Origin of the sequence: Chitiniphilus shinanonensis DSM 23277 (assembly GCF_000374805.1) — a bacterium.
GTDB lineage: Bacteria > Pseudomonadota > Gammaproteobacteria > Burkholderiales > Chitinibacteraceae > Chitiniphilus > Chitiniphilus shinanonensis.
The window spans coordinates 1-17,199 of the sequence record NZ_KB895352.1 but is presented as its reverse complement, the minus strand read 5'-3'; the positions used below and the strand labels follow the sequence as shown (position 1 = coordinate 17,199).

19 protein-coding genes, 1 tRNA gene and 1 pseudogene are annotated in these 17,199 nt (G+C 65.4%); 11 read left to right on the top strand and 10 right to left on the bottom strand.

Annotation, left to right across the window (positions count from 1 at the left end):
- Positions 1-9: 9 nt before the first annotated feature.
- Positions 10-429, bottom strand: coding sequence for an OsmC family protein (locus tag C556_RS0115690; RefSeq protein ID WP_018749202.1), 420 nt, complete (start codon positions 427-429; stop codon positions 10-12).
- Positions 430-822: 393 nt separating this feature from the next.
- Between C556_RS0115690 and rplM the strand changes: the two genes are divergently transcribed.
- From rplM to C556_RS0115645, 9 genes are all read left to right on the top strand, one after another.
- Positions 823-1,251, top strand: a complete 429-nt coding sequence (gene rplM / locus C556_RS0115685) for a 50S ribosomal protein L13 (RefSeq protein WP_018749201.1) — start codon at positions 823-825, stop codon at positions 1,249-1,251.
- Between the two features lie 13 nt (positions 1,252-1,264).
- Positions 1,265-1,657, top strand: coding sequence for a 30S ribosomal protein S9 (gene rpsI, locus C556_RS0115680; RefSeq protein ID WP_026263146.1), 393 nt, complete (start codon positions 1,265-1,267; stop codon positions 1,655-1,657).
- 157 nt (positions 1,658-1,814) lie between these two features.
- Entirely contained in the window at positions 1,815-2,858 is a 1,044-nt protein-coding gene (gene argC, locus C556_RS0115675) for an N-acetyl-gamma-glutamyl-phosphate reductase (protein WP_018749199.1), read from the top strand.
- Positions 2,859-2,860: 2 nt separating this feature from the next.
- Positions 2,861-3,583, top strand: coding sequence for a DUF6776 family protein (locus C556_RS0115670; RefSeq protein WP_040431293.1), 723 nt, complete (start codon positions 2,861-2,863; stop codon positions 3,581-3,583).
- Positions 3,583-3,984: a bactofilin family protein gene (locus tag C556_RS20685; protein ID WP_018749197.1), complete on the top strand. Its 402-nt coding sequence runs from the start codon at positions 3,583-3,585 to the stop codon at positions 3,982-3,984. Before C556_RS0115670 ends, C556_RS20685 begins: the two co-directional genes overlap by 1 nt.
- Before the next feature lie 73 nt (positions 3,985-4,057).
- Positions 4,058-4,408 (top strand): iron-sulfur cluster insertion protein ErpA, encoded by a 351-nt coding sequence (gene erpA / locus C556_RS0115660; RefSeq protein ID WP_018749196.1) that lies wholly within the window; start codon positions 4,058-4,060, stop codon positions 4,406-4,408.
- A gap of 101 nt (positions 4,409-4,509) precedes the next feature.
- Positions 4,510-5,994 carry a polyphosphate:AMP phosphotransferase gene (gene pap, locus C556_RS0115655; protein ID WP_018749195.1) on the top strand — a complete coding sequence of 495 codons (1,485 nt, stop codon included), beginning with the start codon at positions 4,510-4,512 and terminating at the stop codon, positions 5,992-5,994.
- Positions 5,995-5,996: 2 nt separating this feature from the next.
- Complete coding sequence (locus C556_RS0115650) at positions 5,997-6,584, top strand: malonic semialdehyde reductase (RefSeq protein WP_018749194.1); 588 nt, start codon at positions 5,997-5,999, stop codon at positions 6,582-6,584.
- Between the two features lie 46 nt (positions 6,585-6,630).
- The gene (locus C556_RS0115645) at positions 6,631-7,743 is read left to right on the top strand and encodes a hypothetical protein (protein ID WP_018749193.1); all 1,113 of its coding nucleotides are present in this window, start codon (positions 6,631-6,633) and stop codon (positions 7,741-7,743) included.
- 30 nt (positions 7,744-7,773) lie between these two features.
- Here C556_RS0115645 and C556_RS0115640 read toward each other — a convergent pair whose 3' ends face one another.
- The 4 genes from C556_RS0115640 to C556_RS0115625 form a co-directional block, all read right to left on the bottom strand.
- Positions 7,774-8,547 carry a class II glutamine amidotransferase gene (locus tag C556_RS0115640; protein ID WP_018749192.1) on the bottom strand — a complete coding sequence of 258 codons (774 nt, stop codon included), beginning with the start codon at positions 8,545-8,547 and terminating at the stop codon, positions 7,774-7,776.
- Between the two features lie 103 nt (positions 8,548-8,650).
- Positions 8,651-9,436: an enoyl-ACP reductase FabI gene (locus tag C556_RS0115635; RefSeq protein WP_018749191.1), complete on the bottom strand. Its 786-nt coding sequence runs from the start codon at positions 9,434-9,436 to the stop codon at positions 8,651-8,653.
- 121 nt (positions 9,437-9,557) lie between these two features.
- Positions 9,558-10,592, bottom strand: a complete 1,035-nt coding sequence (ygfZ, locus tag C556_RS0115630) for a CAF17-like 4Fe-4S cluster assembly/insertion protein YgfZ (protein ID WP_018749190.1) — start codon at positions 10,590-10,592, stop codon at positions 9,558-9,560.
- A gap of 107 nt (positions 10,593-10,699) precedes the next feature.
- Positions 10,700-11,965, bottom strand: coding sequence for a hypothetical protein (locus tag C556_RS0115625; protein WP_018749189.1), 1,266 nt, complete (start codon positions 11,963-11,965; stop codon positions 10,700-10,702).
- An 85-nt stretch (positions 11,966-12,050) separates the two neighbouring features.
- Between C556_RS0115625 and C556_RS0115620 the strand changes: the two genes are divergently transcribed.
- Positions 12,051-12,126, top strand: a tRNA-Asn gene (locus C556_RS0115620).
- Between the two features lie 230 nt (positions 12,127-12,356).
- On the opposite strand, the gene C556_RS0115615 is transcribed toward C556_RS0115620, so the two are convergent.
- The 4 genes from C556_RS0115615 to C556_RS0115600 all read right to left on the bottom strand — a co-directional run bounded on the left by C556_RS0115615 (position 12,357) and on the right by C556_RS0115600 (position 16,079).
- A complete protein-coding gene (locus C556_RS0115615; RefSeq protein WP_018749188.1) occupies positions 12,357-13,097 on the bottom strand; it encodes a class I SAM-dependent methyltransferase in 741 nt (246 codons plus the stop codon).
- On the bottom strand, positions 13,094-13,945 hold the full coding sequence (locus tag C556_RS20680) for a M90 family metallopeptidase (protein WP_018749187.1): 852 nt from the start codon (positions 13,943-13,945) through the stop codon (positions 13,094-13,096). Before C556_RS20680 ends, C556_RS0115615 begins: the two co-directional genes overlap by 4 nt.
- 278 nt (positions 13,946-14,223) lie before the next feature.
- Positions 14,224-15,264, bottom strand: coding sequence for a glycosyltransferase family 4 protein (locus tag C556_RS20675; protein WP_018749186.1), 1,041 nt, complete (start codon positions 15,262-15,264; stop codon positions 14,224-14,226).
- A complete protein-coding gene (locus tag C556_RS0115600; RefSeq protein ID WP_018749185.1) occupies positions 15,261-16,079 on the bottom strand; it encodes a UDP-2,3-diacylglucosamine diphosphatase in 819 nt (272 codons plus the stop codon). Before C556_RS0115600 ends, C556_RS20675 begins: the two co-directional genes overlap by 4 nt.
- Positions 16,080-16,323: 244 nt before the next feature.
- On the opposite strand from C556_RS0115600, the gene C556_RS0115595 reads away from it, so the two are divergent.
- Positions 16,324-16,533, top strand: coding sequence for a DUF1289 domain-containing protein (locus tag C556_RS0115595; RefSeq protein ID WP_026263144.1), 210 nt, complete (start codon positions 16,324-16,326; stop codon positions 16,531-16,533).
- Positions 16,534-16,537: 4 nt separating this feature from the next.
- On the opposite strand, the pseudogene C556_RS23940 reads toward C556_RS0115595, so the two are convergent.
- Positions 16,538-17,133, bottom strand: a pseudogene (locus C556_RS23940) (transposase); the annotation flags it as partial.
- Positions 17,134-17,199 lie beyond the last annotated feature (66 nt).

The window sequence follows — 17,199 nt, the reverse complement described above, 5'->3', positions numbered from 1 at the left end:
GCCGCCGGATCAGGCGGCCTCGACGATCTCGAAGCCGTGGGTGATTTCGGCCGTCTTGGCCAGCATGATCGACGCCGAGCAGTATTTCTCCGCCGACAGCTTGATCGCGCGTTCCACCTGTTCGGGCTTCAGGGCCCGGCCGGTGACGACGAACTGCAGGTGGATGCGCGTGAACACCTTCGGATCCTCCGTGGCGCGTTCGGCATCGACGTTCACCACGCAGTCGCGGACATCGGCCCGTCCCTTCTTCAGGATGTGGATCACATCGTAGGTGGCGCAGCCGGCTGTCCCCATCAGGACCATTTCCATCGGCCGGGGTCCCAGGTTGCGTCCCCCACCCTCGGGCGGGCCGTCCATCAGGACCGCGTGACCGGATTCGGATTGGGCCAGGAAGCTCACTTCCTCCACCCACTTGAGACGCACCTTCATAGCTTTCTTCCCTGACCTGATAACCCATAAGAATCACGCATTCTAAACGTGGCGCTGCCCGGAAGGGGCGAAAAGTGCACGATCCGGACACCGTCATGCGGCTGAAACCATGGAAGGATAAGGGTTTATTCCTATGTTGCATTGCACAAGTAGCGCTTGCTAATGACGCCGGCTTCACATAGACTGGAGTTGCAACGTCGGGGCTTGCCTCGATGTTGCCTCCTCCATCCTCCTTCTTTGGTGGAATTCAGCGCAATCCGTCAGGGTTGCGTTTTTTTTGCCTGTATTTCACGTCGTCACCCACAGATGGGCCGGAAAAGCGTTTGACACGGCCTTTCCCAAGGGTCTAAAATCCGCGACTTTCTCGAATTCTGAATAATTGGAACGAGCAGTATGAAAACCTTTTCTGCCAAGCCCCACGAGGTGAAGCGCGAGTGGCTCGTTGTGGACGCCACTGACAAAGTGCTGGGCCGTCTCGCCGCCGAGATCGCCAAGCGTCTGCGTGGCAAACACAAAGCCGAATACACTCCGCACGTCGATACCGGCGATTACATCGTTGTGGTGAACGCAGACAAGCTGCGCGTGACCGGCGACAAGGCCACCTCGAAGAAGTACTACCGCCACTCCGGCCACCCGGGCGGCATCTACGAGCGCACCTTCACCGAGCTGCAAAACAAGTTCCCGGGCCGCGTGCTCGAAACCGCGGTCAAGGGCATGCTCCCGAAGGGCCCGCTCGGCTACGCCATGATCAAGAAGATGAAGGTGTATGCCGGTAGCGAACATCCGCATGCCGCGCAACAGCCTAAAACTCTCGATATCTAAGGGATAGTCACCCATGGTAGGTAAATACTATTACGGTACCGGCCGTCGCAAGAGCTCCGTCGCTCGTGTGTTCCTGGCCAAGGGTTCCGGCAACATCGTGGTCAACGGCAAGCCGCTCGACCAATACTTCGCTCGCGAAACCGGCCGCATGGTCGTCCGCCAGCCGCTGGAACTGACCCAGAGCCTGGAATCGTTCGACATCCTGGTGAACGTCAACGGTGGTGGCGAAACCGGCCAGGCCGGCGCCGTGCGCCATGGCATCACCCGTGCCCTGATCGACTTCAACGCCGAACTCAAGGGCGCGCTGAAGGCCGCTGGCCTGGTGACCCGCGATGCACGTGAAGTCGAACGTAAGAAGGTCGGTCTGCACAAGGCCCGCCGTCGCAAGCAGTTCTCCAAGCGTTAAGCTGGATTGCCTTGCCCAAAAAAGCCGCACGAAAGTGCGGCTTTTTTGTTGTCCGTTATCGATGAGCTGGTCATTGCGGGCGACAGCACGGTCGCATCAGTAAGGAAACAGCTGCTAGAATCGAGCGCTATTTCTGCGTGCGGCATAGGAGAACAGCATGATCAAGGTGGGCATCGTCGGCGGGACCGGCTATACGGGCGTGGAGCTGTTGCGCCTGTTGTCGCGCCATCAGGAGGTGACGATCCAGGCCGTGACCTCGCGCAAGGAAGCCGGCATGAAGGTGTCCGAGATGTTCCCCAGCCTGCGTGGTTTCGTCGATGTCGCGTTCTCCACCCCCGAGGATGCCGATCTCAAATCCTGCGACGTGGTGTTCTTTGCCACGCCGCACGGCGTAGCCATGGCCCAGGCCCCCGAATTGCTGGCCGCCGGGGTCAAGGTGATCGACCTGGCCGCCGATTTCCGCCTCAAGGATCCGGCCGAGTTCCAGAAGTGGTATGCCATGGAACATACGTGCCCCGAACTGCTGGCCGAGGCCGTGTACGGCCTGGCCGAAGTCAACCGGGAGGCCATCGCCAGTGCACGGCTGATCGGCATGGCGGGTTGCTATCCGACATCGGTCCAACTGGGCCTGTTGCCGGTGCTCGAAGGCGGCAGGCAACTGGTCGAGACCGACACCCTGATCGCCGACTGCAAATCCGGCGTATCCGGTGCCGGCCGCAAGGCCGAGGTCGGCACCCTGTTCGCCGAGGCCGGCGACAATTTCAAGGCGTATGGCGTCAAGGGCCATCGCCATTCCCCCGAGATCAACCAGGGCCTGAGCGCCATCCACGGCGCGCCGGTGTCGCTGACCTTCGTGCCGCACCTCACGCCGCTGATCCGGGGCATCCATTCCACGATCTATGCCCGTATCAAGCCTGAGGGGCGCGATACCGATTTCCAGAAACTGTTCGAGGAGCGTTTCGCCGGCGAGGCTTTCGTCGATGTGATGCCGGCAGGCTCGACCCCCGAAACGCGCTCGGTACGCGGCTCCAACATGGTCCGCATCGCTGTGCATCGCCCCGGCAACGGTGACCTGCTGATCATCCTGGTGGTCGAGGACAACCTGGTGAAGGGCGCCTCGGGCCAGGCGGTGCAGGTGATGAACCTGATGTTCGGCCTGCCCGAGCGGCAGGGCCTGGACGTGGTGCCGCTGCTGCCGTAACGATGCCACTCGCCCGCTTTTACCGCCTGCGCCGCGCAAGGCTGGCCGCCGCACCGATGGTGTTGCAGCCCGCCCTGGGCTGGAAGGGGCTCGCCAGCCGCTGGCTCTGCCTGTTGGTGGTGGTGGCACTGTTCGGTGTCGCCGCGGCGTATTGGGGCTACCAGCATGGCCGGCGTGATGTCACTGGCGGCGTGACCCAACTGGAAGGCCAGGTCGCCCGGGTACGCGAAGACCTGGCCGCGAGCCGCGAGCGTGAATCGATGCTGCGCCAGCAGTTGCGGGTGGCCGAATCGGCGCGCGTGGCGCTCGAAGAAACGTTGACCGAGGCGCAGGCCGAGACGGCCCAGGCCCGCGAGGCGCTGGCCTTCTTCGATTCGCTGCTGACCAGCAACGACCGGGCGCGCCCGGTGCGTTTCGCCGCCTGCGAGTTCGACTTCGCCGGCCCGCAGCGCTGGCGCTATCGCATCCTGCTGGTGCAGGGCGTCGATCGCACCGCCGACCTCGCGGGCAATCTCGAAATCTCCGTACAACTGAAGAACGCGGCGCGTCAGACGCAGCGCCTCGACGCATCGCGCCAGGCGATCAGCGTGCGCCACTACCGGCGCGTCGAGGGCGAGATCGTCCTGCCCGAGGGCGCCAAGCCGACACAAATGGATGCGCGACTGATGGTGTCCGGCGATGCCAAGCCGATCGCGCAATGTGAAAAGAAGACGGGAGGTGTGTGATGTTCAAGAACAAGAAGGGCAGCCAGCGTATCGACAGCCTGATCGGCAACGGCACCACGGTGAGCGGGGACATCCAGTTCGTCGGTGGCCTGCGGGTGGACGGTTCGGTGGTCGGCAACGTCACCGCGCAGGACGAGAAGAACGGCACGCTGGTGGTGTCGGAAAAGGCCCAGGTGCGCGGTAAGGTCAATTGCAGCCACCTGATCCTGAACGGCGAGATCAACGGCCCGATCGAAGTCACCCAGTACGTCGAATTGCAGCCCAAGGCGCGTGTCCTGGGCGACCTCACCTACAAGGTGCTGGAAATGCATCCCGGCGCGTTGATCGAAGGGCGCCTGGTGCCGCTGGCGGGCGCGCGCATGGTGACCGTCACGCCAGAAGTGCCGGCTGAGGAAGCCTGAGCCGCATTGACCGGAACCTGTGGCCTGCGAGATAATCCTAGTTAATTAGTCAACTATTCTGTGGAGCGCCTCGATGAATATGGCCACCGACATGCCCATCCCCTTTGTCTTCACCGACAATGCCGCGTCCAAGGTCAAGGAACTGATCGACGAGGAAGGCAATCCCGACCTGAAGCTGCGCGTGTTCGTCACGGGCGGCGGTTGCTCCGGCTTCCAGTACGGTTTTACCTTCGACGAGATCGTCAATGACGACGACACCGCCGTGGACAAGGGCGGCGTGACGTTGCTGATCGACCCGATGAGCTACCAGTACCTGGTCGGCGCCGAGATCGACTACGTGGAAAGCCTGGAAGGCTCGCAGTTCACCATCAAGAACCCGAACGCCGTCTCCACCTGTGGTTGCGGTTCCTCGTTCTCGGTCTGATCCGCAGTCCGCACCGCCCGAAAAGGAAGCCGCTCCGGCTTCCTTTTTTATTGCCCGTTCGCCGCAGATAATGGAAACCTGACAAGACAGGGAGCAGCGCAATGTTCGAATCGGCGGAACTGGGTCACGAAATCGACAAGGCCAGCTATCGGGAGGAAGCACTGCGCTTGCGCGAAGCGCTGCTGACCGCGCAGCTCGACCTCAAGCAGCGCGGCGATTTTCCGGTGGTGATCATCCTGGCGGGCGTTCCGGCCGCGGGCAAGGGCGAGACCGCCAACATGCTCACTGAATGGATGGACCCGCGTCACATCGCCACCCACGCCTTCGGCCAGGCTAACGACGAAGAAAGCGCGCGCGCGCCGTTCTGGCGGTTCTGGCGGGTGCTGCCGGAGAAAGGCACCATCGGCATCATGTTCGGCGGCTGGTACGCCGATCCGCTGTGGCACTGGGACGACTGGGACGAGCCGCGACTGGCGCGCCGCATCGAGCGCATCGTCCGCCTGGAGAAGATGCTGGCCGACGAAGGCGCGCTGGTGCTGAAGTTCTGGCTGCATCTGTCGCGCGACAAGTTGCGCCAGCGGCTGAAGACGCTGGAGGGCGACACCCGCACCGCCTGGCGCGTCACCCGCGAGGACAAGCGCTTCCTCAAGGAATACGACCAGCGCATCGCCCAGTGCCGCGCGCTGCTCACTCGCACCAACCTGGCCGACGCTCCGTGGCGCGTCATCGAAGGCTGGGATGCCAACTACCGCGACCTGTCGGTGGCCCGACAGGTGCACGACGCTATCGTCCACCAGCTCGAACGCGAGAACGTCAGCCAGAACCACGTCGATGCGCCACCGCTGGTGCATTCCATCGACGGGGTGCGCCTGCTCGACACCTTGCAACTGGACCACACGCTGACCAAGGCCAAGTTCAAGGATCGGCTGGAGCTGGCGCAGGGGCGGCTCAACGGCCTGATGCGCGAGGTGGCGCAGCGCAGGATCGCCGTGGTGGCGGTGTTCGAAGGCATGGACGCGGCGGGCAAGGGCGGCGCCATCCGCCGCGTGACCGCCGCGCTCGACGCCCGGCAGTACCGTGTGGTGCCGATCGCCGCGCCCACCGACGAGGAAAAGGCCCAGCCCTACCTGTGGCGTTTCTGGCGGCATCTGCCGCCACATGGTCGCCTCGCGGTGTTCGATCGTTCCTGGTACGGCCGGGTGCTGGTCGAGCGCATCGAAGGCTTCGCCACTTATGCCGAGTGGATGCGCGCCTACAACGAGATCAACGACTTCGAGGCGCAACTGGTGGATGCCGGCACCGTGGTCATCAAATTCTGGCTGGCCATCGACAAGGACGAACAACTGCGGCGCTTCAAGGAGCGCGAGGCCACTGGCTACAAGCGCTTCAAGATCACCGACGAGGATTGGCGCAACCGCGACAAGTGGGACGACTACGTGGAGGCCGCCAGCGACATGATCGAAAGAACCAATACACCTTACGCGCCTTGGCATCAGATCGGCGCCAACAACAAGTATCATGCGCGTATTGCTGTGTTGGACGCGCTGTGCGATGCCATCGAGCAACGACTGAAACAAGAGGACTGACCATGCCGCTGCCGCTCGACGCCACCGCGCTCGATCAACTGTTCCGCGAAGCCCGCACCTACAACCGCTGGCTGCCGCGCGAAGTGGACGACGCCACCCTGCGCACATTGTACGAGCTGTTGCGCAATGGCCCGACCGCGGCCAACAGCTCGCCGGCACGCGTGGTATTCGTCAAGTCGGCCGAGGCCAAGGCCAGGCTCAAGCCCTGCCTGGACGCGGGCAACGTCGACAAGACCATGGCCGCGCCGGTGACCGCCATCGTGGCCTACGACCTGGCATTCTACGAACAGCTCGGCACTCTGTTCGCTCACAATCCCGGCGCGCGGGGCTGGTTCGAAGGCAAGGACAACACCGCCCACCTGCTGCGCAACGGCAGCCTGCAAGGCGCCTATCTCATCGTGGCGGCCCGCGCCCTGGGCCTGGATTGCGGCCCGATGTCGGGCTTCGACGCCGCCGCCGTCGATGCGGCGTTCTTCTCCGGCAGCCGTTGGCGCGCCAACTTCCTGGTCAACCTGGGCTACGGCGACGCCACCGACATGCGCCCGCGCAATCCGCGCCTGTCGTTCGAGGACGCATGCCGCATCGAGTAAGCGATAGCGCAGGCGACCAAAACCCGGCACGCAGTGGGGGAGGAACATGACCGGGAAGAGCAGGGCAGGGGGCCGCAGCGAGTGGACGCTGTGGCGCGCACTGGAGGAATGGCGGGCCAAGAAGCGCGAACTGGAGCCGATGTTCGCCGCGGCGGGGCTGGGGGACGAGCAGGAAACCCTGGCCAACCGCGCCATGGTGGATCTCAAGCGCGCTCCGCCCACGCCACCGCTGGTGTCGGGCGATACCCAGCGCGACATCGAAGAAGCCAGACGCTACCGCGAGGCGTACTACCGCCATTTCGACGAAAGCCTGTACAAGATCGAAGCCCTGTTGCGCCTGCCGTGGGTGCCGGAGATGGAACCACTGGCCGAGGCGATCCGGGGCGAGATCGCCATGCTGCGCGAATGGATGACCGAGCACCCGGGCAGCCGTCCCGATTTCGGGCGGCTGGAGGCGCTGGTGCAGCACTACGTCAAGCTGGATCACCCCGAGCTGCCATTGCCCGAAGGACTGCTGGAAGGGCGCCGCCGGGCGTTGATGGATATCGCCGGCTACCCGCTGCTGGTGCAGCACGCGCTGAAGGACCCGTTCAACGAGGCGGTGCCGCCGCTGACCAGCGACGCTTTCCGTACCGAGTTCGACGCACGGGTGCAGACCTACCTGGATACCGCCTGGCTGCATTCCAAGGTAGTGACGCACTGGTACGCCACGCTGGCGCTGGACGCCGCGCTGGCGCGCAAGAAGCGCGACTCCACCGACCGCGCGCGCCTGGCCAGCCTGCTGCGCCGGCGCTGGCCCACACTCTCGGTGCTGTTGCCCGGCTTCGAGCAGGCCGACCAGTTGTGGTACCTGGTCCTCAGCGGTCTGACTTTCTTTGCCCTGTTCGCCGAGTGGTGGATTCCCGCCGGCTTGCTGGTGGTGTGGCTGTCGGCATCCATCGGCGCGCATCGCCGCGAAAAGAAAGAGATGGAAGCGCGCCAGGCCTACCTCTCCACCCAGGTCGCCACCATGAAGCGGATGCGCGACCGCTTCGTCTCCGGCGTCACCCAGCCGGACAAGCTGGCGTTCCAGTTGCGGCAGATCGACGAGGGCGGCGAATACGTCGACGACATCCTGTACCGCCTGCTCAATCTGCACACCTACGACACCGAGGAATAATGGCCGGGCCGCGATCGCCCGCCCGGGCGCTCAGGCCGGCGTCGGGTGCGGCATGCCGTCGACGAAGCACAGCAGCTCGCCGCTGCGCATCTGTTGCCACGCCTCGTTGTCGGTCAACGGTCGTGTGGCGATCACCGCCACCCGGTCGCGCGGCGTGGTGACGCGGGCGAAATCGATGCTGACGTCGGCATCGGAAAGATGGGCGGTGGAGAACGGCGATTCGCGCACCACGTAGAACAGGTCGGTGCTGCAATGTGCGAACAGTGCACGGCCGTCGGACAACAGGAAGTTGAAGGTGCCCGAGCGCGACAGGCTGCCGGCGAACTCGGCCACCGCCTGATGCAGCTGCGCCAGGCCAGGCGGTTCGCTGTAGCGCTGGCTCAGCTCGTTGAGCAGGGCGCAGAACGCGTGCTCGCTGTCGGTGCTGCCCACCGGGGTGAAGCGCCCGCCATCCAGCCCGGGGCGCTCGGCCAGGTTGCCGTTGTGCGCGAACAGCCAGTAACGACCCCACAATTCGCGCTGGAACGGGTGGGTATTAGCCAGCGACACCGTGCCCTGCGTGGCCTTGCGGATGTGCGCGATCACGTTGCGGCTCTGGATCGGATAGTTCTTCACCAGATCCGCCACCGGCGAAATGCTGGATGGCAGATAGTCGAGGAACACCCGGCAGCCGCCGTCCTCGAAGAACGCGATGCCCCAGCCGTCGGCGTGCTCGTCGGTCTCGCCGCCGCGGCGGCGGAAGCCCTCGAACGAGAACACGATGTCGGTGGGAACGTTGCAGTTCATGCCCAGCAACTGGCACATCGCGGCAGGTCTCCAGTGAGGTGATGATGCGAATGCATCGTGTTGACACCTTACAACAAAAACGCCCGGTCGCGACCGGGCGTTTCGTCGGGAGAAGGAAGGATCAGCCTTCCAGCGCCCCGGCGCCGATGTTGTAGCCCGCATCCACGTGGACCACGTTGCCGGTCATGCCGGAAGACAGCGGCGACAGCAGGAACGCGGCCACGTTGCCGACTTCTTCCTGGCTCACGTTGCGCTTGAGCGGCGTGGCATCGGCGGCGGCCTTGAGCAGCTTGCCGAAGTTGGCGATGCCGGCGGCGGCCAGCGTCTTGATCGGACCGGCGGAGATCCCGAACACCCGGATACCCTTGTCCGGGCCGAGCGCGGCGGCCATGTAGCGCACATTGGCTTCCAGGCTGGCCTTGGCCAGGCCCATCACGTTGTAGTTGGGGATGGCGCGCTCGGCGCCCAGGTAGGACAGCGTCACCAGCGAGGCGCCTTCGGTCAGCATCGGGCGCGCGCCCTTGGCCAGCGCGGCAAAGCTGTAGGAACTGATGTCGTGGGCGATGTGGAAGGCTTCGCGGCTGACCGCGTCCAGGTAATCGCCCTTGAGCGCGTCGCGCGGAGCGAAGGCGATCGAGTGCACCAGGCCGTCCAGGCTGTCCCAATGTTGCTTCAGCGACACGAACAGCGCGTCGATCTGCTCGTCGCTCGACACATCGCACGGCAGAACCAGCGTGGAATCGAAATCCGCGGCCAGTTTGGCCACGCGTTCCTTCATGTCCTCGTTCACGTAGGTGAAGGCCAGCTCTGCGCCCTCGCGGCGACAGGCCGTGGCGATGCCATAGGCGATGGAGCGGTCGGACAACAGTCCACAAATGAGGATCTTCTTGCCGGCTAGAAAGCCCATGTTTCATCCTTGCTGATCGAACAATCGCGCGATTATAACGAACCGCGCAGCAAAATCCCGGCCTTGGCCGGGATTTTCGTTGCGAAAGCCGCACGAGATGTGCCCCCTGGCGCGCGCCGGACTACTGCGCCGGGGTTTCCAGCGGATAGGGCGCCGGCAGCAGCGTCAGCGCCGGGCCGTCCGGCGCGTGCAGATGCAGGCCGTGCTCCAGCGAGCTGGTCTGCACCACCACCAGCGCTTCGTAGCCGCCGTCCGGCGCGGGGGCGGCCTGCACCACCTTGCCCGACGCCTGGCCGTTCATCTCGGGGCTGTAGACCTCCTGCCCGGCCGCCGGCTCCACCTCGCTGCGCGCCAGCAGCGCGCGGCGCTTGAGCTTGCCCAGGTACTGGGTGCGGGCGACGATCTCCTGCCCCGGATAGCAGCCCTTGGTGAAGCTCACCGCACCGATCAGTTCCATGTTGGCCATCTGCGGCACGAATTCCTCCTGCGTCGCCGCCGTCACCCAGGGAATGCCGGCGCGGATCTCGGTCAGCCGCCACACCGCCTCGCCCGCCGGCTGCGCGCCATGCTCGACCAGCTTCTGCCACAGCGCGCCGGCCACCTCCGGCCGGGCCAGGATCTCGAAGCGCTCGCCCGGCAGGCGCACCACCTTGAGCGATTCGCCGACCAGTACGGTCAGCGGCGCCTCGGGCACGCTGCCCGCCACGTCGGCGACCAGCGATGCCGCGCGCGGGCCGGCCACGCCCAGCCGCAACAATTCGCCGCCGGCGTCGCTGGCGCGGGTCTTGCTGCGCAGCACGTACATCGATAGCCGTTTCTGGATGGCCGGCTGCAATTCCGCCGCCACCTGCAACAGGTAATCGTCACCGTCGCGCAGCACCAGGAAACTCGCCAGCATCCGCCCCTTGGGCGTGGAATAGCTGGAGTACTGCGCCGCGGTTTCGCCCAGGGCGCGCACGTCGCTGGACAACTGGCCGTTCAGGAACAGCGTGCTGTCCTCGCCGCTGAAGCGGATCAGCCCGAACTGGGTCAGCGGCGACACCACGACGCCCTGTTGCAAGGCGGCCAGCTCGGCCGGCGGATTGCCGAAATCGCGCACGCGGCCGGCCGCGTCGAAGTGCGCGCCGGCGGCGGTGAGGGTGGCGGTCAGGGGCATGTCGGACTCCGGGGAAAATCGCAGAGCGATATAGATGGCGTTGCCGGCCCGAAAATGCAATGCCCCGCGTGAGCGGGGCATGGCGAACCGACGGTAATCCCGTTTCGTTACGGCTCGGGCGTCGGCGTGGGCGCCGTATCTTCCTGCCGCGGGCGATACGCCGCACCGGTGCGGAACTCCGGCGTCGCCAGTTCACCGGCGATGCGGATCTGGTTGCTGACCGAGATCGGTCCGCTGGCCAGTCGTGCCTGCACCGCGCCATCCAGCTTCTTGCCGTCGCGGATGGCGAGATAGCCGCTGGCGGAGAACTTGCCGCCGTCGACCTTGGCATTGGAAAACTGCACCAGCGTGTCGCGGATCGCCACCTTGGCCGACGCCGCGTCGAAGCGGGTCTGGCCGCCGCGCGAGTAGGTCACCGGCGTGGACGACTTCAGCGGCGTCACCAGATCGAAGTTGTGCAGCATGCCGTCGCGCACCAGCACGGTGGCGTCCACGCCCGGGTGGTCGAACAGGTTGTGGTAGTCGGTACCCTGGTAGACGAAGCGGGCTTCCGATTCCAGGCGGCCGGTGGCGTAGGTGGTCGGGCTGAACACCTTGGAGAACGGCTCGGCCTGGATGCCGCTGCCGCGCACGTCGCCGCTCAGTTGCCAGCCTTGCTCGCCCCACGCCAGCTTGGCGCTGCCGGTGACCACGCCGCCGTACAGGTCGCCGCGGATCTCGGTCACGTCCAGCCCCTGGTCGCCGGCGACGCCCTTCAGACGCAGGAAGTCGAACTTCACCGGATGGCCCAGCGGCAGCTCCCAGCCGGTGGCATTGAGCTGCATCGCGAACTGGCCGGGCGCGCTGCCCGGTTGCACCTGCAATTCCAGCTGGCCGCTGTTGTCGGTGACATACAGCTCGGTCAGCTCGCCCGAGGCGCCGAAGCGCAGCTCGCCGTTCACCGGACCGATCTCTTCCTTGCCGCGGATCAGACTGGTGCGTTCCAGGGTCAACGCGGCCAGACGCGGCGCGCCCGGCTCGGGCTTGAGGCGCTGGTGCAGGTGGGTGGCGAAGTCGGTGCTGAAGCGGCCGCCTTCGATGCGCAGCCCTTGCAGCGACTCGCCCCAGGCCATGACGTTGCGCAGGTTGGCCGGAACGACCAGCCGTTCGATCTCGGCGCCCTCCTTGGCCAGCGTGACGTTTTCCAGCACCAGGGCCGGAGCGGGGTAGTACTCGATGCGCACGTTCTGCGCCTCGAATTGACCATGGGTAATGCGCTTGCCCAAATCCAGCACCGGCTGGGCGAACAGGTTCACCGGCACCAGGAATGGCAACGCCAGAATCAGCAGAATCAAAAACAGCAATAAAAACAGGGTGATCTTAAGTTTACCCATATGGTCCTCCGCAATTTATCGTTTTTTCTTCGTGGATCGTGTTGACACGTCCCTGAGGGGCAACTATTATACGCACCTCATCGCTTCCCCGATAGCTCAGTCGGTAGAGCAACGGACTGTTAATCCGTGTGTCCCTGGTTCGAGCCCAGGTCGGGGAGCCAGCTTCAAAGAAAGCCGCCATCGCAAGATGGCGGCTTTTCTTTTGCCCCTGCGAATTCCGCCGTAGCGTAGGGGCGCGGCGATCAACTTACAAGCCCGCCTGGCTGCGGCGGGTGGCGGATGCCCGGCGAGGGCCGCCCGGAGTGGTGTCATGGCGTGACAGCGCGGTGACCCGGTCCCGCTTCGAGCCCGGTTTCTCATCGCGGCCAGCCCGGTCGCCGAGCGCGTGGAATCAGCCGTCGGTTTGCGGCAGGTAGACGTCGAAGCGGGTGCTGTCGCCCTCGTAGGCATACGCGGGCGCCTGGTTCGCCAGCCATGGCGCGTGGCGCGGGCGCTTGACCACCACGCGGCGGGTCGCCAGCCGGCGCGCCGGGGCCAACAGCGCATCGGCGTCGGGGTCGCCACCGATCAGCGTCTGGAACGCGGCCATATCCTTCTTCGATTTGGCGCGCTTGCCCGGCTCGGGAAACATCGGATCCAGATAGACCACGTCCCAGCGGCCATCGCTGTCGCGCAACCATTGCAGCGCGTCGGCGTGGATCAACTGCATGCGTGCGGCGATGGCGGCGATCTCGGCGTCGGCCTGGGCGCGTGCCAGCCCGTCGGCGACCAGCGCGCAGGCCACCGGCGAGCGTTCCAGCAACGTGACGGAGCAACCCAGGCTGGCCAGCACGAAGGCGTCGCGCGCCAGGCCGGCGGTGGCGTCGAGCACGCTGGGCCGGTAGTCGGGCTTGAGGCCGACGGCACGGGCCACCGGCTGCCCGCGCCCGCCGCCGAACTTGCGGCGGTGCCCCTGCGCGCCGCCGACGAAATCGACCACCACCCGCGCCTTGTCGCCCACCTCGGCCAGCGCCAGCGCGCCGTCCGCCACCAGCAGGTAGTGGCCGGCGTCGGGCGCCTGTTGCAACAGCGGCAGGCCGAAGCGTCCGGCCAGTTCGAGGTCGCCGTCGCGGCCGGGCAGCAGGCCGGTCATGCGTCGTAGCCCAGCGGCGCCGGCGTCGGCCAGATCGGGCCGAACTCGACCGGCTCGTAGGCCGGGCGATAGCGCACGCGCGGCAGCCGCAGCAGCGGGTCCTGTTTGTAGAACTGCTTCAATTGCTCGTACACCGCCGGGTAGTGGTCGGCGACCGCGTGCGGCGTTTCAAAGAAGTATTCCGAAAACACGGCGAAGCACTCGGCCGGCGTCTCGGCCGCGTACAGGTCGATGGGGCTGTAGCGGCCGCTGTCGGCCAGGCGGTTGAGATGGTGATAGGCGTCGGAGAACACGCGTTTCCAGGCAGCGGCGTCCATGCCCTTGTGCAGGGGCGGACGGCCGTTGGCGTGCCCGGCCGAATCGCGCATGTCCAGCTTGTGCGCCAGTTCGTGGATGACCACGTTCCAGCCGTCCAGCCACGCCGATTCGGCCACGTCCAGCCACGACAGCAGGATCGGACCTTCGGGCCGCGCCTGCCCGGCCAGCACCTGTTCGCCTTCGTGGACCACGCCGATGGGATCGGTATAGCGGTCGCGGCTGACGAACTGCGCCGGGTACAACACCACCTCGTGCCAGTCGTCGTAGGCGTCGAAGCCCAGGTTGAGGATGGGCAGCACCGCCTGCGCGGCCAGGATCACCTTGGCCTGATCGTCGATCTCCAGCCCCTGCAACGGGGTGATGGTTTTCTCGTGCAGGAACCACGCGGCCTGTTCGCGCAGGCGGCGGCGCTCGTCATCGTTCAGCCCGATGAACAGCGGCAGCCGCTCGGCCTCGCGCCACAGCGCGTCGGGTATGGGATTGGCGGCAAGATGCTTTTCGCGCCGGCGGGCGCGCAGGAAACCGAACATGGCCATCCTCCGGGAGGGACGGCCCTGGCCGGGCCATCGTCTTGTTGTCCCGAGGATATGGGCGCTGCGTGGCGGGATTCAAGGTTTGGGGCTGGGGAGGCGAAACCCTAAGTCTTGAACCACAGAGGGCACAGAGAACACAGAGATTCACGGAGAAAAGCAAGATCAAGCAAAACCGCAAAGCAGTGGTGTGACAGGTCTTGATACCTTCCTCCCGTTTTTCTCCGTGTTCTCTGTGCCCTCTGTGGTTCAAGACGTGGGGTTCAAGCCATCAACCCCTACCCCTGCTGCGCCGCCAACTGCAATTCCGCCTGGGCCGACGGGGTGAACGGGTGCAGGTGGCCGAGGAACTGCTGGCTGGCGGCGGCCCAGGAGAAGCGTTCGGCGTACTGGCGCACGGCGACGCGGTCGATGTTCAGCGCGTCCAGGCAGGCGCGTTGCAGGTCTTGGTTCAGCGCGCCGGGGCCGTCGCTGCCGATCACGTCGATCGGGCCGGTCACCGGGTAGGCGGCCACCGGGCAGCCGCAGGCCATCGCCTCCAGCAGCACCAGGCCGAAGGTATCGGTGCGCGACGGGAACACGAACACGTCGGCGGCGTTGTAGACCTCGGCCAGCTCGCGCTGGTCCAGCACGCCCAGCCAGTTCACATCGGGATACTTGGCGCGCAGCGTCGCGGCGGCGGGGCCGTCGCCGCATACCCATTTCGAGCCGGGCAGGTCCAGTTCCAGGAAGGCTTCCACGTTTTTCTCCACCGCCACGCGGCCCACGTAGACGAAGATCGGCCGGCGCGTGCTCAGGCGCTCGCGCGGGCCCGGTTTGAACAATTCGAGATCGACGCCGCGGCTCCAGGTCACCACCTTGGTGAAGCCACGGGCGCGCAGGTCGTCCACCACCACCTGCGTCGGCGCCATGGTGGCGACCGCGGCGTTGTGAAAGCGTGCCAGCCAGGCGTAGGTCCACGACACCGGAATACCGAAACGCAGGTTCACGTATTCCGGAAAGCGCGAGTGATAGGCGGTGGTGAACGGAATCCGCTTGCGCTGGCAGTAGCGTCGCGCCGCCAGGCCCAGCGGGCCTTCGGTGGCAATATGGATGGCGTCGGGCGCGAACTCCTCGATACGGCGCGCCACCTGGGCCGCCGGCCGCCACGACAGGCGGATCTCGGGATAGGTGGGGCAGGGAAAGGTGCGGAATTCCTGCGGGGTGATCAGCTCGACGCGGTGGCCCAGTTGGATGAGTTCGTGGCGGGTCTGCTTCAGCGTGCGCACCACGCCGTTCACTTGCGGTTCCCACGCGTCGGTAACGATCAGGATGTTCATGCGGGTGTGACTCCTTGGAAAACCGGGGATGGCGTGACCAGCTCGGCGATCTGCGCGGCCTGCTCGGCGTAGTACTTCTGCCAGGTGACGATCTTCAGCTCGCCATTGGCCAGTTCCACCAGCGCGGTCAGGCTTTCCACCCAGTCGCCGTCGTTGCAGTAGACGACGCCACCGATCTCGCGCATCTCCGCCTTGTGGATATGGCCGCAGATCACGCCATCCACCCCGCGGGCGCGCGCCTCGGCGGCGACGGCCTCTTCGAAGTCGCTGACGAAGTTCACCGCCGTCTTCACCTTGTGCTTCAGATACTGCGACAGCGACCAATAACCCAGGCCCAGCCGCGCCCGGGCGCGGTTGAACCAGTGGTTGAGCCGCAGCGTGATGCCGTAGAGCCGGTCGCCGACGATGGCCAGCCAGCGCGCGCACTGCACCACGCCGTCGAAGCGGTCGCCGTGCAGCACCAGGAAGCGGCGGCCGTCGGCCGTGGTGTGGATCACCTCGTCGGCGATGCGGATATCGCCGAACATCAGCCCCAGGAACTGGCGCGCGCCTTCGTCGTGGTTGCCGGGGATATAGGTCACCTGGGTACCCTTGCGCGCCTTGCGCAGCACCTTCTGGATCACGTCGTTGTGGCTCTGGTTCCAGAACCACGAGCGCTTGAGCGCCCAGCCGTCGATGATGTCGCCGACCAGGTACAGGTGGTCCGCATCGACGTGCTTGAGGAAGTCGAGCAGGTAATCCGCCTGGCAGCCGGCGGTGCCCAGATGGATGTCGGAAATCCAGATACTGCGGAACTTAAGCGGCGTATCGGACATGGTGGGGCACTCGACGTGTCATGCCCGGCATCATGCCGCTGAAATATGACGGTCGCGCGACGTTTGCGTGACGGCAGGATGAAGCGTGCGCCGTGATGTCTTTTGTGCGATGAATGGCCGCAAGCCAATGATCTCAATGGAATTTATGGCTGTATCACCGGCCGTGGCCCCGCGCCAGACCCGCGTTGACAGCGGGGTGACCACAGCGCGATAGTGGCCGGCCTTGCCCGCCTTTCCGCCTCCGATGCCCCATCCCACCCGCCCCGACTCCCCCTGCGTCGCCCTGTGTTCCACCGCCCTGGGCGACGAGATCTGCATGGGGTGCGGGCGCACCTTCTTCGAAGTGGCCAACTGGGTGTTCCTCACCGACGAGGAAAAGGAAGCGGTGTGGCAGCGGCTGGAGGCGCACTGGGCGGTAAGGGGGTTGCCGCCGCCGTGGCTGGGGCGGTCTTGAGGGCAGGCCGCTCCTGTCGACGTGCTGCAGCCACACGCCGTCTTGGCCGCTTGCGCCGCAGATTCAGCCCTTCCTCGCAGTCAATCCGGTAGGTCTTCTTGTGATTGATCAGCCAGCCCTCGCGCCGTAGCAGCACATGAATGCGCCGGGCGCCATAGCGGATGCGCGTGGCGGCAATCTCCCGGATCCGCTGGCGCTCAGCGCGATCATCACGTGGCCGTGGCCGATAAAAATAGGTGGCTTGGCGCAGCTGCATCACCGCCGTGGCGCGGCGAATGCTGACGCGGTAGGCGCCGATCAGGAAATTCGCCAGCTCGCGTTTGCGAGCCGGCTTCACAGCTTTTTTTGGATGACCTCCTGCAGCATCTGCTTGTCCAGGCTCAGGCTAGCCACCATGCGCTTGAGACGGGCGTTTTCTTCTTCCAGCTGCTTCAACCTGCGCAGCTCGGTCACGCCGAGGCCGCCGTATTTCTTCTTCCAGTTGTAGAAGGTCGCTTCCGATACACCCATCTTGCGGCAGACCTCTATCACCGTCGTGCCCGACTCGGCCTGGCGCAGTGCAAATGCGATCTGCGCTTCGGTGCACTTCGATTTTTTCATGACAAATCTCCTGCCCGGATGGGCTCAAATTTGCCAGAAATCTCTACTTTTGAACGCTACGGTTTT

Coding starts and splice junctions, on each gene's coding strand:
- C556_RS0115690 (WP_018749202.1), bottom strand. CDS start 429: ATGAAGGTGCGTCTCAAGTGGGTGGAGGAAGTGAGCTTCCTGGCCCAA.
- rplM (WP_018749201.1), top strand. CDS start 823: ATGAAAACCTTTTCTGCCAAGCCCCACGAGGTGAAGCGCGAGTGGCTC.
- rpsI (WP_026263146.1), top strand. CDS start 1,265: ATGGTAGGTAAATACTATTACGGTACCGGCCGTCGCAAGAGCTCCGTC.
- argC (WP_018749199.1), top strand. CDS start 1,815: ATGATCAAGGTGGGCATCGTCGGCGGGACCGGCTATACGGGCGTGGAG.
- C556_RS0115670 (WP_040431293.1), top strand. CDS start 2,861: ATGCCACTCGCCCGCTTTTACCGCCTGCGCCGCGCAAGGCTGGCCGCC.
- C556_RS20685 (WP_018749197.1), top strand. CDS start 3,583: ATGTTCAAGAACAAGAAGGGCAGCCAGCGTATCGACAGCCTGATCGGC.
- erpA (WP_018749196.1), top strand. CDS start 4,058: ATGAATATGGCCACCGACATGCCCATCCCCTTTGTCTTCACCGACAAT.
- pap (WP_018749195.1), top strand. CDS start 4,510: ATGTTCGAATCGGCGGAACTGGGTCACGAAATCGACAAGGCCAGCTAT.
- C556_RS0115650 (WP_018749194.1), top strand. CDS start 5,997: ATGCCGCTGCCGCTCGACGCCACCGCGCTCGATCAACTGTTCCGCGAA.
- C556_RS0115645 (WP_018749193.1), top strand. CDS start 6,631: ATGACCGGGAAGAGCAGGGCAGGGGGCCGCAGCGAGTGGACGCTGTGG.
- C556_RS0115640 (WP_018749192.1), bottom strand. CDS start 8,547: ATGTGCCAGTTGCTGGGCATGAACTGCAACGTTCCCACCGACATCGTG.
- C556_RS0115635 (WP_018749191.1), bottom strand. CDS start 9,436: ATGGGCTTTCTAGCCGGCAAGAAGATCCTCATTTGTGGACTGTTGTCC.
- ygfZ (WP_018749190.1), bottom strand. CDS start 10,592: ATGCCCCTGACCGCCACCCTCACCGCCGCCGGCGCGCACTTCGACGCG.
- C556_RS0115625 (WP_018749189.1), bottom strand. CDS start 11,965: ATGGGTAAACTTAAGATCACCCTGTTTTTATTGCTGTTTTTGATTCTG.
- C556_RS0115615 (WP_018749188.1), bottom strand. CDS start 13,097: ATGACCGGCCTGCTGCCCGGCCGCGACGGCGACCTCGAACTGGCCGGA.
- C556_RS20680 (WP_018749187.1), bottom strand. CDS start 13,945: ATGTTCGGTTTCCTGCGCGCCCGCCGGCGCGAAAAGCATCTTGCCGCC.
- C556_RS20675 (WP_018749186.1), bottom strand. CDS start 15,264: ATGAACATCCTGATCGTTACCGACGCGTGGGAACCGCAAGTGAACGGC.
- C556_RS0115600 (WP_018749185.1), bottom strand. CDS start 16,079: ATGTCCGATACGCCGCTTAAGTTCCGCAGTATCTGGATTTCCGACATC.
- C556_RS0115595 (WP_026263144.1), top strand. CDS start 16,324: ATGCCCCATCCCACCCGCCCCGACTCCCCCTGCGTCGCCCTGTGTTCC.